This is a genomic window from Streptomyces sp. GSL17-111, assembly GCF_037911585.1.
Classification (GTDB): Bacteria; Actinomycetota; Actinomycetes; order Streptomycetales; family Streptomycetaceae; genus Streptomyces.
The window spans coordinates 35,288-54,200 of record NZ_JBAJNS010000001.1 but is presented as its reverse complement, the minus strand read 5'-3'; the positions used below and the strand labels follow the sequence as shown (position 1 = coordinate 54,200).

Below are 18,913 nucleotides of genomic sequence, written 5' to 3'. Positions count from 1 at the left end.
CCGCCGCTACCGCGCGTCCTCGGGCCCGGCCCGGCGCCCCGGGCGGGTGCGTCGGCGGTGACTCGTGTCGCACAGCGGGTACCGGCGGCTGCGACGGCAGGTGCACACGGCGACCATGAACCGCTCCGAGCGCACCGTGCGGCCGTCCGGCAGGGTCAGCTCCACCGGCCCCTCCACGAGGAGCGGCCCCTCCGGATCGATCAACACGCGACGACGGGGCCGGGCACCGCCCGCGCCCGGCCCGGCGCTCTCCTCAGACCCGGTCACCGCGGATCACCACCAGTTCCTCCTCGCGCTGAGCCGGGGCGATGAGACCCTCGGCCTCCAGCCACCGGGCCCGGCACCGCATCTCGGGCCCGAACGGCACGGTGCACCGCGCCGCGACCGAGGGCCTGAGCCCCTGGTCCCGCAGTCGTCCCAACGTCACCTCCGTGCCGCACAGCCCGGAGTGCACCATGAGGAACGCCCCGCCGTCCGCCAGCAGGGGCGGCACCCGTGCGCACAGGCGATCGATCACCGTCCGCCCGTCAGGGCCGCCGTTCCAGCGCCGTCCGGCCGCTCCCGGGCGACGGCCGGGGACGGCGGGGGAGGGGACGTAGGGCGGGTTCGCCAGGACCACGTCGAACCACGAACCGGGCACGGCGTCGGTGAGATCCCCGCGACGCACCGTCATGGGAGCACGCCGCAGCCCGGCGTTGCAGCGGGCCGCGGTGACCGCGCGCCGGCCACTGTCGACCGCGACCACGTCGGCGGCCCCCAGCCGGGAGGCCGCCAGGGCCAGCACGCCCGTGCCGGTGCACAGGTCCAGGACACGGGCGCCGGGGGCGAGCGCCGACGCGCGCAGGGCGTGCCGCAGCAGCCACGTGTCGGACTGCGGTGCGTAGACCCCGGGGGGCCGGATGAGCAGCATGCCGCGTGAGTACCTCGAACCGGTGCCACCGTAACCCGCCGCGCCGCGCTTCCCGGCCCCACGGCCCGCCACCACTCCGTCCCGGCCCGGACGTGCCCTGGCCGAGGGCCCGGCCGGGGACGTGAGCGGTGTACGCCCGGCGTCGACCGGCACCGTAATCTGAGGGACATGGACGATCAGCGGCAAGGGCTGCACGCGCGGGTGCTCGCCGCGCTCGGTCCGGCCATCACCGGAGGGGATCACCCGCCAGGAAGCGTGCTGCGCACCGACGAGCTCGAACGGCGTTTCGACGTCTCCCGAACCGTGATGCGCGAGGCCATACGCGTGCTGGAGTCCATGAACCTCGTCCGCTCGCGGCGCCGCGTCGGCGTCACGGTGCTGCCCGCCGAGGAGTGGGACGTCTTCGACCCCCAGGTCATCACCTGGCGCCTGCAGGGCGCCGACCGCCCGCGCCAGCTGCGCTCCCTCACGATGCTGCGCTCCGCCGTCGAGCCGGCCGCCGCCCGGCTCGCGGCGGACCTGGCCACCCCGAGCGAGTGCGCCGAGCTGACCGAGCACGCCCTCGGCATGGTCGCCACCTCCCGGGGCCAGCAGCTCGACGGCTACCTCGTCCACGACGTCGCCTTCCACCGCGTCGTGCTGCGGGCCTCCCGCAACGAGATGTTCGCCCGCCTCGGCGACGTCGTCGCCGCCGTCCTGACCGGACGCACCGAGCACCACGTCATGTTCTCCGACCCGGACCCGCACGCCGTCACCCTGCACGTGCAGGTCGCCGAGGCCGTCCGCACCCGTGACGCGGCACGGGCGGAGGAGCTGACCCGCCAGATCACCCTCGGGGCCATGGCCGAGCTCGACGTCCTCGCCCCCTGAGGGCCGCCCACGGTCGGGGGCGCCCGGCCGGAACGCGTCGCCGCGCGGATGCCCACGGCCGTGCGGTGCGGACGACGCCCGGGCTCTCCGTTCGCTGACGCACGGTGACCTGGCACGTCGATCGACGGAGCACCCCTGAGCGATATACGATACGGGACGTGTCGTATAGTAATGATGGTTCCGCAGGGCCTCGCGGTCGTCCGCGGGACGCCGAACTCGAGCGTCGAATCACCTCGACGGTGCTCGGGATCCTCGCCGAGGACGGGTACGAGGGGGTGTCGTTCGAGGCGGTGGCCCGGCGCTGCCGGACGTCGAAGGCCACCCTGTACCGGCGGTGGGCGTCGAAGCGCGACATGGTGATCGCCGCGGTGAAGGCGGGCCCGGCCCGCCAGGCGTCGGCTCCGTCGCCTCGCGGGGCCACCCTTCGCGAGGACCTGTTGATCCTGTCCCGGCGGTTGGAACGCACGATGGCCGCAGCCGACAGCGGTACGGCGCTCATGCTGCTCCAGGCCGGGCTGGAGGATCCCGAGCTGTGCGAGGCCATCGAGGAGTCCGTGGGCCCGACGGGCGCGCGCCTGCCGCCCTCGGTTCTGGACGCCGCGGTCGCGCGGGGCGAACTCCCGTCAGGCGCCAGCCCGTTCGCGTTCGAGGAGGTCGTCGGCGCGGCCCTGCTGCTCCGGCGTGTCAACGGCCTGGCCGTCGATGACGCCTACCTGGCCGCGCTCGTGGACACCGTGATCATCCCCGCCCTCACCGCCTCCGCCGGCAGCACGACCGACCTGCCCGCCGGGATCTTCTCCGGCCGTCCACAAGCCCGTTCCACCCACCACACCCGGGAGAACCCGTGACCACGCCCTTGACCATCGACGACTTCACCTACCGCACGATCACCGGCAGCGGCGGCGTGGACCTGAACGTCGCCGTCGGCGGCCACGGCCCGGCGATCGTCCTGCTGCACGGCTTCCCGCAGACCCACTACATGTGGCGTCGGGTCGCCCGGAGACTCGCGAACGACCACACCGTGATCGTCCCGGACCTGCGGGGCTACGGCGCCAGCGGCAAGCCGCCCGCCGAGGACCCCGACACCTACTCCAAGCGCACGATGGCCAACGACATCGTCGCGATCACCCACGAGCTCGGCCACGAGCACTTCGGCCTCGTCGGACACGACCGTGGCGCGCTGGTGGCCGTCCGCGCCGGACTCGACCACGCCGACGCGGTGGACTACCTCGGCATCCTCGACGTGCTGCCGACCCTCGACACCTGGGCCGTCCTGCAGGGCGTGGGCGCCAAGGTGGCCTGGCACCTGTACCTGATGGCGCAGCCCGCCGGCCTGCCCGAGAAGATGATCGCCGCCGTAGCGCCCGAGTTCTTCGGTTCCTTCCTCGACGCCTGGGACCCCGCCGGGACCACCTTCACCCCCGAGGAGCGCGCCCACTACGTCGACAGCTCGATCGCCGCCATCGACTCGATCGTGGCGGACTACCGCGCCACGGCCGGCATCGACCTCGACATGGATCTCGCCGACCGCGACCGCGGCGCGCGGCTCACGATGCCCGTCGGCGTCATCTCCCAGGACTGGGGCTCCCAGCTCGGTTTCGACGCGTCCGCGCTCTGGCGCGCCTGGGCGCCGGATCTCACCTACCGGGCCACCACCAGTGGCCACTTCATGGCCGAGGAGAACCCCGACGAGATCGCCACGTTCATCACCGAACTCGCGGGCCGCGTCCCTGCCGCACAGCACTGACCCACACCGGCACGGCGTCATCGAAGGGCCCGGTCAAGGGTTAGAGGACCGCCCACAGGCCCGCGGCGATGGTGAAGGCCGAGAGGCCGAGCGTCGTCTCCATCACCGTCCAGGTCTTGAGCGTCGTCTTCTCGTCCATCCCGAAGAACCGGCTCACCAGCCAGAAGCCCGAGTCGTTGACGTGGGACAGGACCGTCGCCCCGGCGGCGATCGCGACGACGAGCAGGGCGGTCCGCGCATCGCTCAGGTCGGCCTCGGCGACCGCGCCCGCGATGAGGCCGCCCGTCGTCGTGAGGGCCACCGTCGCCGACCCCTGCGCCACCCTGAGCAGCGTCGCGATGACGAACGCCTGGAGGATCAGCGAGATGCCCAGCCCCGACAGGGAGGAGCTGAGCGCGTCGCCGATGCCGCTCAGCCTGAGCACGCCGCCGAACATCCCGCCCGCGCCGGTGATCAGAATGATCGAGCAGACCGGCCCCAGTGCCTCGTCCAGGATGGTGCGGACGTGGGCCATCGAGGTGCGCGGCCGGCCCAGGACGAGGATCGCGACCAGCACGGTGATCATCAGGGCCACCGGAGTCGCCCCGAGCAGGCCCATGAACGCGGCCGCCCCGGCGTCCGCGTCGAGTACCCCGGCGGTGCCCAGGGTGTTGAGCACGGTGTCGAAGGAGATCAGGACGAGCGGGATCAGCAGCAGGGCCGCCACCACGCCGAACCGCGGCGGCGTCCGGCCGAGTCGCACGGACCCGCCGTCCTTCTGTTCCGCCTCCTGCTCCGCGCCGGTGAGCCCGCGCTCGTCGCGCACCTCGCCGAAGACGACGTCGGAGACCGGCACGTACACCCGGCGCCCGAGGAACCGCGACACCAGGTAGACACCCACGTACCACGCGGCCACCCCGATCGGAGCGCCGATCAGCAGCGTGACGCCGATGTCCCCGCCGAGCTGTTCGGTGGCCGCGACGGGCCCGGGGTGCGGCGGCACCATCGCGTGCATCGCCGCGAAGGCGCCGGCCGCCGGGAGGGCGTACAGCAGCAGGGAGCCGCCGAAGCGGCGGGCCACCGTCAGGATGATGGGCAGGAACACCACGAGCCCGGCGTCGAAGAAGATGGGGAACCCGAAGCACAGCGCCGCCACCCCCAGGGCGAACGGCGCCCGGCTCTCCCCGAACCGGCCGATCAGGGTGTCGGCGAGGACCTGGGCCCCGCCGGTCACCTCCAGCAGCCGGCCGAGCATCACGCCGAAGGCGACGAGCAGCGCGACGGATCCGATGGTGGCCGCGAAGCCGGACATCAGCACGTCGGGAACGTCCGCCAGGGGGAAGCCCACGGCGATCGCCGTGACGACGCTGACCCCGACGAGCGCCACGAACGCGTGGAGCCTCACCTTCATGATCAGGAACAGCAGCAGGGCGACCGCTCCCGCTGCGATCAGCAGCAGGACCGCCGTCCCGTAGGCGGGCTCGATTGCTTCCATGAGAACTCTCCCTGTCGAGGACCGGAACGGAAGCTACTCGACAGGTACTACCTATTCAAGATGTCGAAATGAAAAGTCATACAAAAGAGCAGGGGTCCTCCGGCGGTGCCGTGACGCCGCCCCGCGTCCCGTTCGGGACATAGCCCAGATCCACCCCCCGGCACCCGCCCGACCGCTCCACGTCCGCCAGCAGCTCGGGAAGCTGCGGCGGCCACAGCGCCTCCCGCGCCTCCGCCAGCGCGCCCGGCGACCACCACCGCCACCCGAGGATGCCGTCCTCGGCGTGCGCGGCCGCCACCCCCTCCGCCGGCTCCCGCCGCACGCCGCGCCCGAGGAAGATGTGCTCGTGCTGCCGGACCGGCACACCCGAACGCGTGTAGTCGTGCTCCCACGTGCACAGCAGCGGCCCCGCCTCGACATCCGCCCAGCCCGTCTCCTCACGCAGCTCCCGCCCGGCCCCCTCACGCGGCGTCTCGCCCGGATCGAGCCCGCCGCCCGGCAGCGCCCAATGGACACCGACCTCCTCGTTGTCGTAGCGGAACATGAAGACCGCACCGTCCGCATCCCGTACGGCGACGCGTGCCGCCCGCCTCGGAGTTCGCATGCCGTCAGCCTAGGCGCCGCGTCCGCGCGGGCGCCCGCCGCAGACGTGAGCCGTGTCCTTGCCGGGTGCGGGCCCGGCGCGAGAGGGTGCGTCGCCAGGCACCGCACCGCAACACCGCCGTCGAGGAGCGCCCCGTGGCCCGCAGCTTCACCGTCTCCGAGAGCGTCGTCGTCCACGCCGACGCCCGCGCCGTCTACGACCACGTCAGCGACCCCACCCTCATGGGCCGCTGGAGCCCTGAGAACACCGGCGCCACCCTGCGCCCCGGCACCGAGGCCGTCGCCGTCGGCACCGTCTTCGACGGCCACAACAAGCGCGGCCCGTTCCGCTGGACGACCCGCTGCACGGTGACCGCGGCGGAACCGGGGGAGTGCTTCGCCTTCCGGGTGACCGCCATCGGGCTGCGCCGCCCCGTCCTGCGCGCGGCGATCGCCACCTGGCAGTACCGTCTGGAGCCCGTGGCCGAGGGAACCAAGGTCACCGAGACCTGGACCGACGACCGCAGGTCCTGGCCCGACGCCCTCGCGGCCCTCTTCGACCGGGCGGCCACCGGAGGCAGGACCTTCGACGCCTACCACGTGCGCAACATCCGCACCACGCTCGCCCGGTTGAAGTCCGCCGTCGAGACCTCCACGGCGACCTGACCGCCGTCGAGGCCCCTGCTCCGGGTCAGCCCGGCATGAGCAGGGCCGTCTCGGACGGTGCGATGTCCAGACGCAGCACGTCCGCCCCGTCCCGTCGGAAGAGCGCGATCTCGCCCTGCGCCAGCGACGCGGCCAGCCGTCCGGCCGCCGCCCCCAGCACCGGGACGACCGCCTCGGCGTACGCCGCGTCCAGGACGAGGACGACGTCCGCCTGCTCTTAGTGCCCCGACCGGGCCGGCGCCCGCCGTGTGACGTGCACGACCGTGGTCCACGCGCCGCCGCCCCTGGCCGTGGCCGGAGCCCGTCGCAGGTCGGTCACCAGGCCTTGCGGCCCGGCACCGGTGCCGGGTGGCGTGCCACCGGGCCACCCCCTGCAGCGCCTCCCGCCGATGGGAGGCGGACAGCGACGCCGCCTCACTCACCGCGGCCGCGCGCACCAGGTCGTGCAGCGCGTAGGTCCCCGGGCGCGGACTGGACGCGATCTGGGCGTCCGTCAGACGCTCCAACGCGTCCCGTACCTCGGCCGGCGTGCGGGAACTGAGGGCCGCGGTGGCCGGCACGCTGTACGTGGTGATGGCCGTCGTGCCCAGCAAGGGGAACAGCCGTGCCGCTCGCCGGTCGGCCTCGTCCCCCGCCGCGAGCTGCTCGATGCTCAGCAGCAGGCTGGCCCGGGCGTCCAGGTCGCTCGTGACCAGCTCCTCCAGCCGTCCGCGTTCGTCACGCAGCACCTCGGACCAGTCGGCCGGGCTCCACCGGGGCCGGGACGCCAGGCGCGTCGCGATCATGCGCAGCGCCAACGGCAGCCGGCCGCACAGCCCGGCGAGATCCTCCCAGTCCCGCTGCTCATCGGGTGCGGCGGGGCGGCCGGACACCGCCTTGATGAGAGCGACCGCGTCCGGCGTGCTCAGCGTCTCCAGGTGGAAGTGCCGGGCCTGTGCGACGCCGGTCAGGACCGTGCGGCTCGTCACCACCGCCGCGCTGCCGGGGCCCGTCGGCAGCAGTGGGGCGACCTGCGCCGAATCCTTGGCGTTGTCCAGGACGAGCAGGGTCCGCCGTCCCGACAGCCGCGCGTGATAGTGCCGCAGAGCGGCGCCCGGCTCCCCGGGCACCTGCTCGGTGCCCGTGCCGAGCGCCGTGAGCAGTACCAGTGTCGCCTCCTCCGTCGTCAGCGGAGCGCGGTGCGGATCGGCGCCCCGCAGATCCACGTAGAACAGGCCGTCGGGGAAGTGGTCCTCGACGTCGTGGGCGGCGCGGACGGCGAGCGCGGACTTGCCCACGCCCCCCGGCCCGTCGATCAGACACACCGCCGGTGCGCTGAGCGTGCCCGTCAGCAGCTCCCGCAGCCGGGCCAGTTCCATCCCCCGTCCGACGAAGGCCTAGGTGCCCGGGGGAAACGGTGCGGACGGCCCGCCCGCAGTCACCCGCCCGGCGGCGGACGCCGGGAGCGCGAGCGCCGGGTCGTCGCGGAGAATGGCCTGCTCCAGCGCACGCGTCTCGGCTCCCGGCTCGATGGCGAGCTCGGCGACCAGCTCGGCCCTGGCCTCCTGGTACACCGTCAGCGCCTCAGCCGTGCGGCCGCAGCGGTGCAGGGCGAGCATGAGCAGCCGGGTCAGCCGCTCACGCAACCGGTGCCGGCGAGCCACCGAGCTCAGCTCGTCCACCAGCCTCTCGTGCCGGCCCAGAGCGAGTCCCAGCTCGTAGAACTCCTCCGCCGCACTCAGGTGGAGCTCCTCCAGCCGGGGCTGCTGCACGGTGCGCAACGGTACGTCGGGCAGGTCGGCGAGCGGGATGCCACGCCACAGTGACAGGGACTCGCCCAACAGGGCCGCGGCCTCGGCGTGGGCCGCCGGCGCGACCTCCCGGGCCCGCAGGACCAGGGAGCGAAACCGCCCCAGATCGGTGTCCTCCGGCTCCGCCGACAGCACGTACCCCCCGGGCACCGTCCCGATCGGGTCACCCGGCAGGACCTTGCGCAGCCGCATCACGTACGTACGCAACGTCGTGCGGACATCGGCGGGCAGCTGCTCCCCCCACAGCTGGTCGGCGAGTTCCTCGGCGGGCACGGGACGTCCCGCCCGAAGGGCCAGCGCGGCCAGCAGCGCACGCAGCATGGGAGCGGTCACCGGTCTGCGGTGCCCGTGGTCGTCCACCGCGTCCACCGGCCCCAGCACACGGAATTCCACTGCGTCCCCCACCATCGGTCACCGGTTGCGCCTTCTGCCTGATCAGCGCCCGTTCCACCCTTCCACCGAGACGTTCCGACCCTACGCAACGGTTGCGGCGCTGACACCACGTCACCCCTCCCGCCCGACGACGAGGCAACGGCCGCGCCCACCACGCCGTGCTCGCCCCTCATCCGATCGGCCCTGAGTACATGCGGCCATGGCCGTCCCTGCGGAGGCTGGGGACATGGCACGCATCCACGGCACGCACGCCCGCGAGCGCGGCGGCTTCGTCGGCGGGCTGACGGGCGCGGTGACCCCACGCGCGGCCCTGCTCGTGCTCGGCGTCCTCGCGCTCCAGCTCGCCTTCATCGCCTCCTACGTCGGAGCCTTCCACCACCCGGACCCCGACCGCGTGCCGGTCGCGGTCGCCGCTCCCGACGCGATGCGGTCGGCCCTGGTGGAGGAGTTGGAGGCACTGCCCGGCGAGCCCCTCGACGTCACGGTCGCCACCGCCGACGGCCAGGAGGCCCGCGACGCCGTCGAGGACCGCAGCGTTGCCGGTGCCGTCGTCACCGGGCCGCAGGGCGACCGGTACGCCCTCCTCGTCGCCGGCGGGTCCGGCGCCGCCCTGGTGGACGCCGTCGAGGGCACGTTCCGGCAGGTGGCGCGGCAACAGGACCGCCCGCTCACCGTGGAGGACGTGGCTCCCGCCGACGAGGGCGACGCCCGGGGCCTGACGTCCTTCTACCTCGTCGTCGGCTGGTGCGTCGGCGGCTACCTGTGCGCGGCCATTTTCGCCATGAGCTACGGAGCACGCCCCTCGAACCTCGCTCGGGCCGCCGTGCGCCTGACCGCCCTCGCCCTGTACGCGGTGGCCGCCGGACTCGGCGGGGCCGTCATCGTCGGCCCCGTGCTGGACGCCCTGCCGGGCGGACTGCTGCCCCTGGCCGCCCTCGGCGCCCTCATCGTCTTCGCCGTCGGCGCGACCACGCTGGCCCTCCAGGGACTCTTCGGTGTGCTCGGTATCGGGCTGGCCATCCTCCTGGTGGTGGTCCTGGGCAACCCCAGCGCGGGCGGCGCCTTCCCCGCCCCGCTGCTGCCGCCGTTCTGGCGGGAGATCGGGCCCTTCCTCCCACCCGGCGCGGGAACGTGGACCGCCCGCTCCATCGCCTACTTCGACGGCGCCGCCGTGACCGGCCCGCTGGTGACCCTCGCGGTCTGGGCGGTCGCGGGCACCGCCCTGACGCTGCTCGCGGCGGCCCTGCGCCGACCGGGGACGGTGCGCGTCGCCGCGGCGGACCGCTGAAGCACCGCAGCCGCCCCGCCGGGCCCCTGGACGCCCCAGCGGTGCGGACGGTGACCTCGGTGGGGTGCGGGCCGAAAGGCGGGCAGGTCTCGGGCACTAACATCCGGCCGTCGGGTGCCACTCACGGCGGAGCAGGCCGAAGACCCAGGAGTCGGAGACATCGCCGTTGACGACGCAGTCCTCGCGGAGAGTGCCTTCGCGGACGAAGCCGAGCTTCTCCAGGACCCGGGCGGACGCCGGGTTGCGGGTGTCGGTCTCGGCCTGGACGCGGTTCAGGTCCAGGGTGTCGAACGCCCACCGCAGGACGGCGTGCGCGGTCTCCGTGGCGTAACCGTGGCCCCACGCGGCGGCGTCGAAGACGTAGCCCAGGGACGCGCTGCGGAAGTCCGGGTTCCAGCCGGTCAGGCCGCACCAGCCGATGAACGCGCCGTCAAGGACGCGGTCGACGGCCACCCGCGCTCCCGTGCCCTCCTCCTCGATCGTCCGGCAGGTCGCGATGAAGCGCCGGGCGCGGGCCGGTTCGACCCACGGCGGGCCGTCCCAGTAACGCAGCACACGGGCGCTGCTGTGCAGCGCGTAGAGCGGCGCCGCGTCGGCATCGGTGAACGGCCGCAGTCGCAGGCGGGCCGTGTGCAGCTCGGGGGTGGGCACGGTCATGCGGAGCATCCTGCCGCCTCACGCCCGCCCCCGACCATCCGTTATCCGAGCCGTCGCGGGCCAGTACGTCCCCGGAGACGCCGGCGAACGGCGGTCGTACGGGCGCACTCGGGACGCCGCCCGGCGACCCCGCCCGCGCGCCGCCGGGCGCCGCTCACGCCGGGTCCTGCGCCAGCAGGTCGGCCAGGTTGCCCCGCTGGTGCCGCAGGCCCTCGATCCGCTCGTCCAACGTCTCCAACTCGCCCCGCAGGACGTCCCTCAGCTCCTCGCACCACCGCAGCACGGGCTCCTCACCCCGGGCACACGCGAGCACCGAACCGATCACCTCGGTGGACAGCCCGGCACCCAGCAGAGCCCGCACCTGCCGGACCGTGACGACGGCGTCCTCCGCGTAATGGCGGTAGCCGTTGGGGCCCCGCCGGGCCGCGAGCAGCCCCTGGCTCTCGTAGTACCGCAGCAGCCGCGCACTGACCCCCGTACGCCGCGCCAACTCCCCGATCAGCATGTCTCCCCCCCCCCCGTCCGCGTTTGACCTTCTCACCGATGTCAGGCCCTAGCGTCACTCCTGCGCGGAGGGCGCGGCCCGGTCCGCCCCCGCCGCCCCATCATCCCCCGACCGCATCCCGCAGGAGTGCCCCATGGCCGCTTATCTCGTCCAGCGCGACACCCGCCCGGCCACCGGTGGGGACCTGGCACCGCTGGCCTTCGCGGGCTACGCCCACTTCACCGCCCTGCAGGCCCGCGAGGGGCTGGTCCGGGGGCTCGACCTGCACCTGGCGCGTCTGCGGTCGGCCTCGCTGCGTCTCTTCGGTCAGGCCCTGCCCGACGCCCGGGTGCGCTCCGCGCTGCGCACCGCCCTGGACGCCGGGCCCGCCGACGTCTCGCTGACGGCGACGCTGTACTCGACGGCCGGTGAGTTCACCGTGCCGGAGCCGGACGCCGAGCTCTCGATCCTCGTCCGCACCGGCCCGCCCGCCGAGGGCCCCGCCGGTCCGCTGAAGCTGACCGCGGTGCCGCACGAACGGCACCTGCCCACCGTCAAACACGTCGGGGAGGTCGCCAAGACGTACTACCTGCGGCAGGCCGCCGCCCGGGGACGGGACGACGCCGCGTTCGTGGACCGTCAAGGACGCCTCAGCGAGGCGACGATCTGGAACCTGGCCTTCTGGGACGGCACCTCCGTGGTGTGGCCCCGTGCCGAGAAGCTCGACGGCACCACCATGGGCATCGTGCGCCGCCAACTGGACCGGATGGACGTCCCCCAGCGGGTCCGGGACGTGACCCTCCGCGACCTGGCCGCGCTCTCCGGCGCCGTCGTGATGAACTCATGGACCCCCGGTGTGACCGTGCGGGAGATCGGCTCCGTACCGTTGCCCGAGGCACCCGACTTCCTCGGGCTGCTCCACCGCGCCTACCGCGCGGAACCGGCCACCGCGCCCTGATCCCGACCGCGACCCGGCCGGGAAGCCGGGCGCCGCGCCGACCCGAGGACGTCGCACAACTCCCACCCGAGGAACAGTCCCTTGCACACCGAGAACCCGTGGATCGACACACCCCTCACCGCGGAGCTGGTCCGCGGCGCCCTCGAACTGGAACGGACGGAACACGGTCTCCTACCGCACCGACTCCCGGCGCGGGCCCGCGTCCAGCACAACGACGGACAACTCGCCATAGCCGAATCCCAGCCCTCCGGCGTACGGCTGGCCTTCCGCACCCGAGCCACCGCCGTGGAACTGGACACCCTCCCCACCAAGCGCGTCTACGCCGGCACCCCACCGCGCCCCGACGGCGTCTACGACCTCCTCGTCGACGGCCGCCTCACGCAGCAGGACACCGTTCCCGGCGGCAACGTCATGACCATCGACATGGCCACCGGAGCAGCCTCGACAGCGCCCGGCTCGCCCGGCACCCTCCGCTTCACCGGCCTGCCGGGCAGCGTCAAGGACATCGAGATCTGGCTGCCCCACAACGAGACCACCGAACTCGTCGCCCTGCGCACCGACGCACCCGTCGAGCCCGCCCCCACGGCGGACCGCCCGGTCTGGCTCCACCACGGCAGCTCGATCAGCCACGGTTCCGACGCGGCGAGCCCCAGCGCCACCTGGCCCGCCCTCGCCGCCCGGCTCGGCGGGGTCGAACTGATCAATCTGGGTCTGAGCGGCAGCGCGCTGCTCGACCCGTTCACCGCCCGCACGCTGCGCGACACACCGGCGGACGTGATCAGCGTCAAGATCGGCATCAACCTCGTCAACACCGATGTGATGCGGCTGCGCGCCTTCACCTCGGCCGTGCACGGCTTCCTCGACACCGTCCGGGACGGCCACCCCAGCGCTCCGCTGCTGGTCGTCTCTCCGATCCTGTGCCCCATCCACGAGGACACGCCCGGCCCCACCGCCTTCGACCTCGACGCGCTCGCCACCGGCGCTCTGCGGTTCCGGGCCACCGGAGAGCCGGCTGAGCGGGCCGCCGGCAAACTCACCCTCAACGTCGTCCGTGAGGAACTGAGCCGTCTGGTGGGGCAGCGAGCGGCGGACGACCCTCACCTGCACTACCTCGACGGCCGCGACCTCTACGGCGAGCCGGACGTCGCCGAGCTGCCGCTGCCGGACGACCTCCACCCGGACGCCGCCACCCACCGCCTGATCGGTGAACGCTTCGCGGCCCGGGCCTTCACGCCCACCGGACCCTTCCCTCCCGCGCGTCGCTGACACGAAGCCCTCCCCGCGCCGCCGACGGGCCCGCACCGTCCGGCCCGAGAAGGAGACGCACCTCACACAGTGGCCCTGTCACAGCGAGCCGTGCCGCGCGGTCATGTGTGCGTACCCGTCGTCGTCGGCAAGGAAGAAGAATCGTGGACGCTCGCTTGAACCTCCTCGGCAACCCGTTCGCAGACACGTTCCTGAAGCACCTCAACGCGGCGGGCAGGGCGGTCACGGAGTCCGCCCTGCCCGCCGCGACACAGGAACTGGTGAAGATCCGCGCCAGCCAGATCAACGGCTGCGGTTTCTGCACCGACATGCACACCAAGGAAGCGGCACACGCCGGTGAGAACGTGACGCGTCTCCACCTCGTCGCGGCGTGGCGGGAGGCCACGGTGTTCACCGAGGCGGAGCGCGCCGCCCTGGAACTGACGGAGCAGGGCACCCGGATCGCCGACGCCGCCGGCGGGGTCACCGACGAGGCCTGGGCGAACGCCGCGCAGCACTACGACGAGTCCCAACTGGGTGCGCTCGTCGCCCTCATCTCCCTCATCAACGCCTACAACCGGCTGAACGTCATCATCCGGCAGCCCGCCGGTGACTACCGGCCCGGTCAGTTCGCCTGACCCACAAGGGCGCTGGTGCGGGGGCCGCCATCCTTGCCCCCGCACCGGCCCCTCCCATGAGGCCGCCGACGTCGCCGCGTCCGGGCGCCCCCTGCCCGGAGCACGTCACCACCCGCCCCGCACCTCTCGTCGAGCCACCGGACGCCGACGGTTGCGGCTAGGGTCTCGCTCATGTGCACGTCATGCGTCGGGTGGATGTGACCATGCCGGTCGAGCGCCGGAACAAGGAACCGCGGCTTCCGCCCCGTGGCATCGTCCGGCTCTTCTGGGCCCTCCACCGGGGCGTCTACCGGGCATCTCGTGGCCGGATCGGGCTCTGGCGCCCACGGGCGCGCGGCTGGGGCACCCTGCGCCTGACCACCACCGGACGACGCACCAGACAACAGCGCAGCGTGGTCATCGGCTACATCGAGGACGGCCCGAACCTCGTGTCACTGGCGATGAACGGCTGGGGCGAGGGCGAGCCCGCGTGGTGGCTCAACCTTCGATCGACCCCCGAGGCGACAGCCGATCTCGCTGACGGACGGTGTCAGGTCCGTGCCCGCGCTGCGGCGGGGGAGGAGCGCGCACGGCTGTGGGACCGCTGGCGCCAGATCAACACGGAGCTCGACGCCTACGCGGCCCTGCGGTCGTCCGAGACCGCGGTGGTGGTCCTGGAACCCCGCCCCGCCGCCCCCGGGAAAGACGGCTGACCGCGCCGCGCGCCGCTCAAGGAGGTATCCCGTGAGCGCTGCTCCCTCTCGGCGAGTCGCTCTCCTCGGAGGAGGCTTCTCCACGCACGACGACGGCCTGCTCTGCCGGCCGGATGGGCGCTGGAGGACGGTGTGGGCGTTCTCCTTGAAGACGGCCGCCTCAAGGAGGCGGTCACCCGTACTCTCGGAGCCCGCGCCCCCCGGGTGTTCCGGAACGGCGGGGACCGCGCCGAGGAACGGCCGCTGACCTGCCGCCCGCTCGTCCGGTGACGACCTCGTGCGGCCGGGTCAGCGCACCTCCTGGATGCGGACGAGATTGCCTGCGGGGTCTCGGAACGCGCAGTCACGGATGCCGTAGGGCTGCTCCGTCGGTTCCTGGACGACTTCGGCGTCGCTGGCTCGCACCTTCGCGAAAGTGTCGTCCAGATCGCGGGCCGCGAGCAGGATCCAGCCGTAGGTTCCCTTGGCCATCATCTCGGAAATGGTCCGCCGCTCGGCGTCGGTGATCCCGGGATCGACCGCCGGGGGTGCCAGGAGGATGGAGGTGCTGGGCTGACCGACCGGACCCACCGTGATCCAGCGCATGGTGCCCTGGCCGACGTCGTTGCGCACCTCGAAGCCGAGGACGTCGCGGTAGAAGGCCAGGGACGCTTCGGCATCGGTATGCGGGAGGAAACTGGTGTGAATGGTGATGTCCATGGCGTTCAAGGGTAGACGGCGCCTGAACACTCCGCCCCCCGTCCCTGACGCGAGTTCGCTCGCACCGACTTGGGCATCAGGCCAGCCGGTAGAGGGTCGGTTGGGCGGAGATGTTGCTGGCGGTGAAGTTGGCCAGGACAAAGCGCCGGAAGGATGGGCGGAAGGCCATGTGGGGGACGAATTCCCGCAGGCGGTCCCATCGGCAGTGGTTGATGATGCCGAAGTCGCGCCGTTCGCCCTCCATCGGTGCCATAACGCGTGAATTGTCCAGGTTCGCATTGGCGTGCCACCAGCCGGCCGTGTAATCCCAGACCGGGATGAGTTCCGCGTCATCTTCGGCGTAGAAGTAGTTGAAGAGAAACACCCCGCGGTCGTGGGGCACGACCTCCCCCATGGAGCGAGCGTTGAGAGCGGCGACGGTGAAGACCCGCCGGGCGGACTCGTCTACAGATCTGACGAGCCGCTGATACACCGGGTTCTCGCGCACATGACGAGCTGTGGCCGGGGTCTCCGCCTCGATGAGCACCACGAGGTCGAAGCGGGCCCGTTCGGCGCCGCTCGCCGCCGCCTTCCGCATGAGCCGGTGGTTGATTCCGAAAGCCAGATGAGCGAACCCTTCAAAAACGGTAGCCCGCAGGACGCTCTCGTGCTCCTCAAGCTCGGCGGCGAGATGCTTCACATCGCTGATGATTCCCTTTTTCGCTCTACTGCCGGGCAGAAACATGGGACGGCGATCCATTTCTGCGGCAAGCAGCAGATTACCGGTCGGAGCCGGTGCTACTTCAGGAGCTTGGCCGACTTGAGGATGATTGTTGACCGTTTTCATGCTCGCCGGGTTCCCGAGAGCACGGCGTTGACACACCAACGAACACCCACGGCTACGTGCGAAGATCCGTCCTCCTCGCATGCCGCCAGTATGTGGCCTCCCAACAGAATGAAGGACACACACGGAGGTCACCGGTATGGGGACAGGGCGGTAGTGCGGCTGTCGAACCGAATGAGCGAGCCGTCGAAGGGCCACCGCGTGGCGCTCGGGAGCGGGTCACCGCTTGGTGGCCATCCTGGTTCCACGTGACCTCCTGGCCGCCTTACGGCCATAGTGAATGGAGACGCTCGTGAACGACCGAACACCGAGTCCGGCGCTCCCGCCTGTGGTGGACAGGAGGACCTACCAGGAGGCTCGGGAAGCGTTGCTCCCACGGGAGAAGGCGCACACCCGTGAAGGAGACGCGATCGCTGCGGCGCTGCGGCGCCTGCCGATGGTGGAGGTCGACGCCACCATCGAGGTCGTCGGCCCTGACGGGCCGATCACGATCCTCGACGTCTTCGAAGGCCGCAAGCAGCTCATCGCCTACTACCACGCCTGGTGGCCCGGACGACGCGCCGCCGAGCAGTGCGAAGGTTGCACGTTCTTCAACAGCCAGGTTCGCGAACTCTCCTACATCCACTCCCGAGACGCCACGTACGCCACGCTCTGCAAGGGCCCCTACGAACACAGCGTCCGCTACCGGAACTTCCTGGGCCTCGACATGCCGTGGTATTCGGTGGAGAAGACGGCACCGCGGCTCCTGGAAGGCCGGGACTGGCAGCGTCACCACCTCGTCTGCTACGTCCGTGACGGGAACCGGGTGTTCGAGACGTACTACACCGGCGGCCGAGGCGTCGAAGTCATGGCGCCCACCCACGGACTGTTGGACATGACCGTCTACGGACGCCAGGAGGCCTGGGAGGACTCCCCCGACGGCTGGCCGCAACCGTGGTACTCCGAGGAGAACCCCGAGGAATGGCGTACGAACGGGCGCCCCATCGCGCAGTGGTCCGGCATCGAAGCCGGGAGATCCGACGAGCTGACCTGATGCCCCGGGCGGGATGGCGTTGCTCGGTTCCAGCAACCTCCGGCACGGCTTCCCTGACGTGGCCCCAACCAGCAATCCGTGGCCGTTCCACGTACTCGCAGGCCGGTCGCACTTCCTGACGCCACCGGGGTCCCTCGGTGAAGGCGTGTTTGACTGCCCTGTATGTCATCTCCTCTTGGTGTGTCCCGTCCTGATCAGGCTTCCTACATGCTGCGGGCCGCCGCTGGCGATGCCGGCCGTGTGTACAAGCGGCAGTTGCTGGATCTGTTGGGTTGTCAGGCGGGGGACGTCGTCATGGATGTGGGATGTGGCCCGGGCACAGACCTACCGGCAATGGCGGAACGTGTCGGGGACAGGGGTGTTGTGATCGGCGTCGACCGACCCGGCCATGCTCGCCCGGGCCCGCGCACGCACGAGCGATCTGCCCACGGTGGAGATCCGTGGCGGGGATGTGCACGACCTCCCCGTCGACCCGGGCACGGTGGATCGGGCCAAGATCGACCGAGTCCTCATGCACGTCGCTGACCCTGCCGAGGCTCTTGATCAGCTTCACCGTGCGACGCGATCGGGAGCGCGAATCGGTCTTGCCGAACCCGACTGGGACACCCTGATCGTTGACGCTGAGGATCTTGAGACGAGTCGGGCCTTCACCCGATACACCACTGCCGAAGTGGTCCGCCATGCGACCATCGGACGGAGTCTTGCGCGTTTCGCCGAACAGGCAGGCTTCCGCGTGGAGGCTGTGCTCGCCACGACACCGGTGTTCCGTGACTTCCACGAGGCGGACCACACGCTGGGCCTGGGCCGCAACATGCAACAAGCCGTCAACGAGGGCCGCGTCGACCGAGACCGTGGTCGTCGCTGGTTCGCCAGCCTCTCCCAAGGGCCGTTCTACGCGTCGTTCACCCTGGTGAGCGTGGTCTGCTCCCGCTGATTCAGCCGGCCGGTCACGTGCGAGCGGGTGGAGGCCGTTGGCGCGGATCGGTGAGGGACCATGTCGAGAACGTGGCACCGGCTTCGTCTCAAGAGCACCAGCGGCCAACCTGCCAACGGCAGGGAGAGAAGGAGAGTCGTGACGATTCTGCGCATGGACAACGTAGGCATCGTGGTCGAGGACATGGACGCCGCCATCGCCTTCTTCGTCGAACTCGGTATGGAGCTGGAGGGCCGGGCGGAGGTCGAGGGCCTCTTCGCCGATCGGTGCACCGGGCTCGACGGTGTTCGCTGTGCCGTCGCGATGGTCCGGACCCCGGACGGTCACAGCCGGATCGAGCTGGCGAAGTACCGCAGCCCCGCAGCGATCAGTGCTGGGCCACGCAACCGGCCGCACAACGTCCTGGGCACGCACCGCGTCATGTTCGCCGTGGACGACATCGAGGACACGGTCGCCCGGCTGCGTCTCCACGGCGCAGAACTTGTCGGTGAGCTGGCGCAGTACGAGGACAGCTACCGGCTCTGCTACGTCCGCGGCCCCGAGGGCATCATCGTCGGACTGGCGGAGCAGCTCAGCTGAGACCGGTTCTCAGTGGTGAAGCGGACGAGTCGCTTGGGGCAGCAGAGGGCGGCGACGGCGAGGTGAGGCGCGAGCGGCACCCTGAGGAGAAACGCAGTAGCTGCCCATGCTCGGATGTGCGTAGGTTCGGCCGCATGGCTGACGAGTGCTTCCGGCATCCACGGCTCGCCGCGCTCTATGACCTGCGTCGGACTCGACCCTGCGCTTCCGCGACCGCGAAGAGATCCAGAGAGACCTGGCTGTCCACGGATACGTGCTGCAGGGCGTTCGGGACGCGCCCGACCGGCCAGGCAAGGAACGCGTCTTCCTCGCACGACGCCACTGACCCCGGCTGCCCCTGCGCAGCGCCGCTGTTCCGATCCCCGGGGGAGTCCCGCCACGCCCCCAGCCATCAACACGCCGGAAGTCGGCCGACCACAGCGGTCCGCGCCCCGCCGAGCAGGCGCAGGCC

General features: G+C 71.9%; 22 protein-coding genes and 1 pseudogene. 13 read left to right on the top strand and 10 right to left on the bottom strand.

Annotation, left to right across the window (positions count from 1 at the left end; all coding sequences use genetic code 11):
• Positions 1-6: 6 nt before the first annotated feature.
• Complete coding sequence (locus V6D49_RS00285; RefSeq protein ID WP_445330444.1) at positions 7-207, bottom strand: CDGSH iron-sulfur domain-containing protein; 201 nt, start codon at positions 205-207, stop codon at positions 7-9.
• Positions 208-253: 46 nt separating this feature from the next.
• Positions 254-910 (bottom strand): HemK2/MTQ2 family protein methyltransferase, encoded by a 657-nt coding sequence (locus V6D49_RS00280; RefSeq protein WP_340556001.1) that lies wholly within the window; start codon positions 908-910, stop codon positions 254-256.
• 168 nt (positions 911-1,078) lie between these two features.
• Between V6D49_RS00280 and V6D49_RS00275 the strand changes: the two genes are divergently transcribed.
• The 3 genes from V6D49_RS00275 to V6D49_RS00265 all read left to right on the top strand — a co-directional run bounded on the left by V6D49_RS00275 (position 1,079) and on the right by V6D49_RS00265 (position 3,527).
• A complete protein-coding gene (locus tag V6D49_RS00275; protein ID WP_340555999.1) occupies positions 1,079-1,780 on the top strand; it encodes a FadR/GntR family transcriptional regulator in 702 nt (233 codons plus the stop codon).
• A gap of 239 nt (positions 1,781-2,019) precedes the next feature.
• Positions 2,020-2,628, top strand: a complete 609-nt coding sequence (locus V6D49_RS00270) for a TetR/AcrR family transcriptional regulator (protein ID WP_340555997.1) — start codon at positions 2,020-2,022, stop codon at positions 2,626-2,628.
• Positions 2,625-3,527, top strand: a complete 903-nt coding sequence (locus V6D49_RS00265; protein ID WP_340555996.1) for an alpha/beta fold hydrolase — start codon at positions 2,625-2,627, stop codon at positions 3,525-3,527. Before V6D49_RS00270 ends, V6D49_RS00265 begins: the two co-directional genes overlap by 4 nt.
• A gap of 40 nt (positions 3,528-3,567) precedes the next feature.
• On the opposite strand, the gene V6D49_RS00260 is transcribed toward V6D49_RS00265, so the two are convergent.
• Positions 3,568-5,001 carry a GntP family permease gene (locus V6D49_RS00260; protein ID WP_340555995.1) on the bottom strand — a complete coding sequence of 478 codons (1,434 nt, stop codon included), beginning with the start codon at positions 4,999-5,001 and terminating at the stop codon, positions 3,568-3,570.
• A gap of 76 nt (positions 5,002-5,077) precedes the next feature.
• Positions 5,078-5,605, bottom strand: coding sequence for an NUDIX hydrolase (locus V6D49_RS00255; protein ID WP_340555994.1), 528 nt, complete (start codon positions 5,603-5,605; stop codon positions 5,078-5,080).
• A 134-nt stretch (positions 5,606-5,739) separates the two neighbouring features.
• Between V6D49_RS00255 and V6D49_RS00250 the strand changes: the two genes are divergently transcribed.
• Positions 5,740-6,249 carry an SRPBCC family protein gene (locus V6D49_RS00250; protein ID WP_340555993.1) on the top strand — a complete coding sequence of 170 codons (510 nt, stop codon included), beginning with the start codon at positions 5,740-5,742 and terminating at the stop codon, positions 6,247-6,249.
• Here V6D49_RS00250 and V6D49_RS00245 read toward each other — a convergent pair.
• Together V6D49_RS00245 and V6D49_RS00240 are read right to left on the bottom strand one after the other, a co-directional pair.
• Positions 6,177-7,607: an NB-ARC domain-containing protein gene (locus tag V6D49_RS00245; RefSeq protein WP_340555992.1), complete on the bottom strand. Its 1,431-nt coding sequence runs from the start codon at positions 7,605-7,607 to the stop codon at positions 6,177-6,179. The genes V6D49_RS00250 and V6D49_RS00245 overlap by 73 nt on opposite strands.
• A gap of 18 nt (positions 7,608-7,625) precedes the next feature.
• Positions 7,626-8,432, bottom strand: a complete 807-nt coding sequence (locus V6D49_RS00240) for an AfsR/SARP family transcriptional regulator (protein ID WP_340555991.1) — start codon at positions 8,430-8,432, stop codon at positions 7,626-7,628.
• Positions 8,433-8,658: 226 nt separating this feature from the next.
• Between V6D49_RS00240 and V6D49_RS00235 the strand changes: the two genes are divergently transcribed.
• A complete protein-coding gene (locus V6D49_RS00235) occupies positions 8,659-9,720 on the top strand; it encodes a DUF3533 domain-containing protein (protein WP_340555989.1) in 1,062 nt (353 codons plus the stop codon).
• 96 nt (positions 9,721-9,816) lie between these two features.
• Here the strand turns inward: V6D49_RS00235 and V6D49_RS00230 are convergent, their stop codons facing one another.
• Both V6D49_RS00230 and V6D49_RS00225 read right to left on the bottom strand, forming a co-directional pair.
• The gene (locus V6D49_RS00230; protein ID WP_340555987.1) at positions 9,817-10,377 is read right to left on the bottom strand and encodes a GNAT family N-acetyltransferase; all 561 of its coding nucleotides are present in this window, start codon (positions 10,375-10,377) and stop codon (positions 9,817-9,819) included.
• Positions 10,378-10,531: 154 nt separating this feature from the next.
• Positions 10,532-10,882: a MerR family transcriptional regulator gene (locus V6D49_RS00225; protein WP_340555985.1), complete on the bottom strand. Its 351-nt coding sequence runs from the start codon at positions 10,880-10,882 to the stop codon at positions 10,532-10,534.
• Between the two features lie 133 nt (positions 10,883-11,015).
• On the opposite strand from V6D49_RS00225, the gene V6D49_RS00220 reads away from it, so the two are divergent.
• The 4 genes from V6D49_RS00220 (at position 11,016) to V6D49_RS00205 (ending at position 14,394) form a co-directional block, all read left to right on the top strand.
• Positions 11,016-11,819: an aminotransferase class IV family protein gene (locus V6D49_RS00220; RefSeq protein ID WP_340555984.1), complete on the top strand. Its 804-nt coding sequence runs from the start codon at positions 11,016-11,018 to the stop codon at positions 11,817-11,819.
• Between the two features lie 81 nt (positions 11,820-11,900).
• Positions 11,901-13,085 carry a GDSL-type esterase/lipase family protein gene (locus V6D49_RS00215; protein ID WP_340555983.1) on the top strand — a complete coding sequence of 395 codons (1,185 nt, stop codon included), beginning with the start codon at positions 11,901-11,903 and terminating at the stop codon, positions 13,083-13,085.
• A gap of 143 nt (positions 13,086-13,228) precedes the next feature.
• Positions 13,229-13,702, top strand: coding sequence for a carboxymuconolactone decarboxylase family protein (locus tag V6D49_RS00210; protein ID WP_340555981.1), 474 nt, complete (start codon positions 13,229-13,231; stop codon positions 13,700-13,702).
• A gap of 203 nt (positions 13,703-13,905) precedes the next feature.
• Positions 13,906-14,394, top strand: coding sequence for a nitroreductase/quinone reductase family protein (locus tag V6D49_RS00205; protein ID WP_340555979.1), 489 nt, complete (start codon positions 13,906-13,908; stop codon positions 14,392-14,394).
• 288 nt (positions 14,395-14,682) lie between these two features.
• Here V6D49_RS00205 and V6D49_RS00200 read toward each other — a convergent pair whose 3' ends face one another.
• Entirely contained in the window at positions 14,683-15,093 is a 411-nt protein-coding gene (locus V6D49_RS00200; protein ID WP_340555977.1) for a VOC family protein, read from the bottom strand.
• A 76-nt stretch (positions 15,094-15,169) separates the two neighbouring features.
• A complete protein-coding gene (locus tag V6D49_RS00195; protein WP_340555975.1) occupies positions 15,170-15,919 on the bottom strand; it encodes a hypothetical protein in 750 nt (249 codons plus the stop codon).
• A gap of 277 nt (positions 15,920-16,196) precedes the next feature.
• Between V6D49_RS00195 and V6D49_RS00190 the strand changes: the two genes are divergently transcribed.
• The 4 genes and pseudogenes from V6D49_RS00190 to V6D49_RS00175 form a co-directional block, all read left to right on the top strand.
• Positions 16,197-16,949 (top strand): DUF899 family protein, encoded by a 753-nt coding sequence (locus V6D49_RS00190; protein ID WP_445330443.1) that lies wholly within the window; start codon positions 16,197-16,199, stop codon positions 16,947-16,949.
• 388 nt (positions 16,950-17,337) lie between these two features.
• Positions 17,338-17,883 (top strand): methyltransferase domain-containing protein, encoded by a 546-nt coding sequence (locus V6D49_RS00185; RefSeq protein WP_340555971.1) that lies wholly within the window; start codon positions 17,338-17,340, stop codon positions 17,881-17,883.
• A gap of 138 nt (positions 17,884-18,021) precedes the next feature.
• A complete protein-coding gene (locus V6D49_RS00180; protein WP_340555969.1) occupies positions 18,022-18,462 on the top strand; it encodes a VOC family protein in 441 nt (146 codons plus the stop codon).
• Between the two features lie 187 nt (positions 18,463-18,649).
• A pseudogene (locus V6D49_RS00175) lies at positions 18,650-18,787 on the top strand (SAM-dependent methyltransferase); the annotation flags it as partial.
• Positions 18,788-18,913 lie beyond the last annotated feature (126 nt).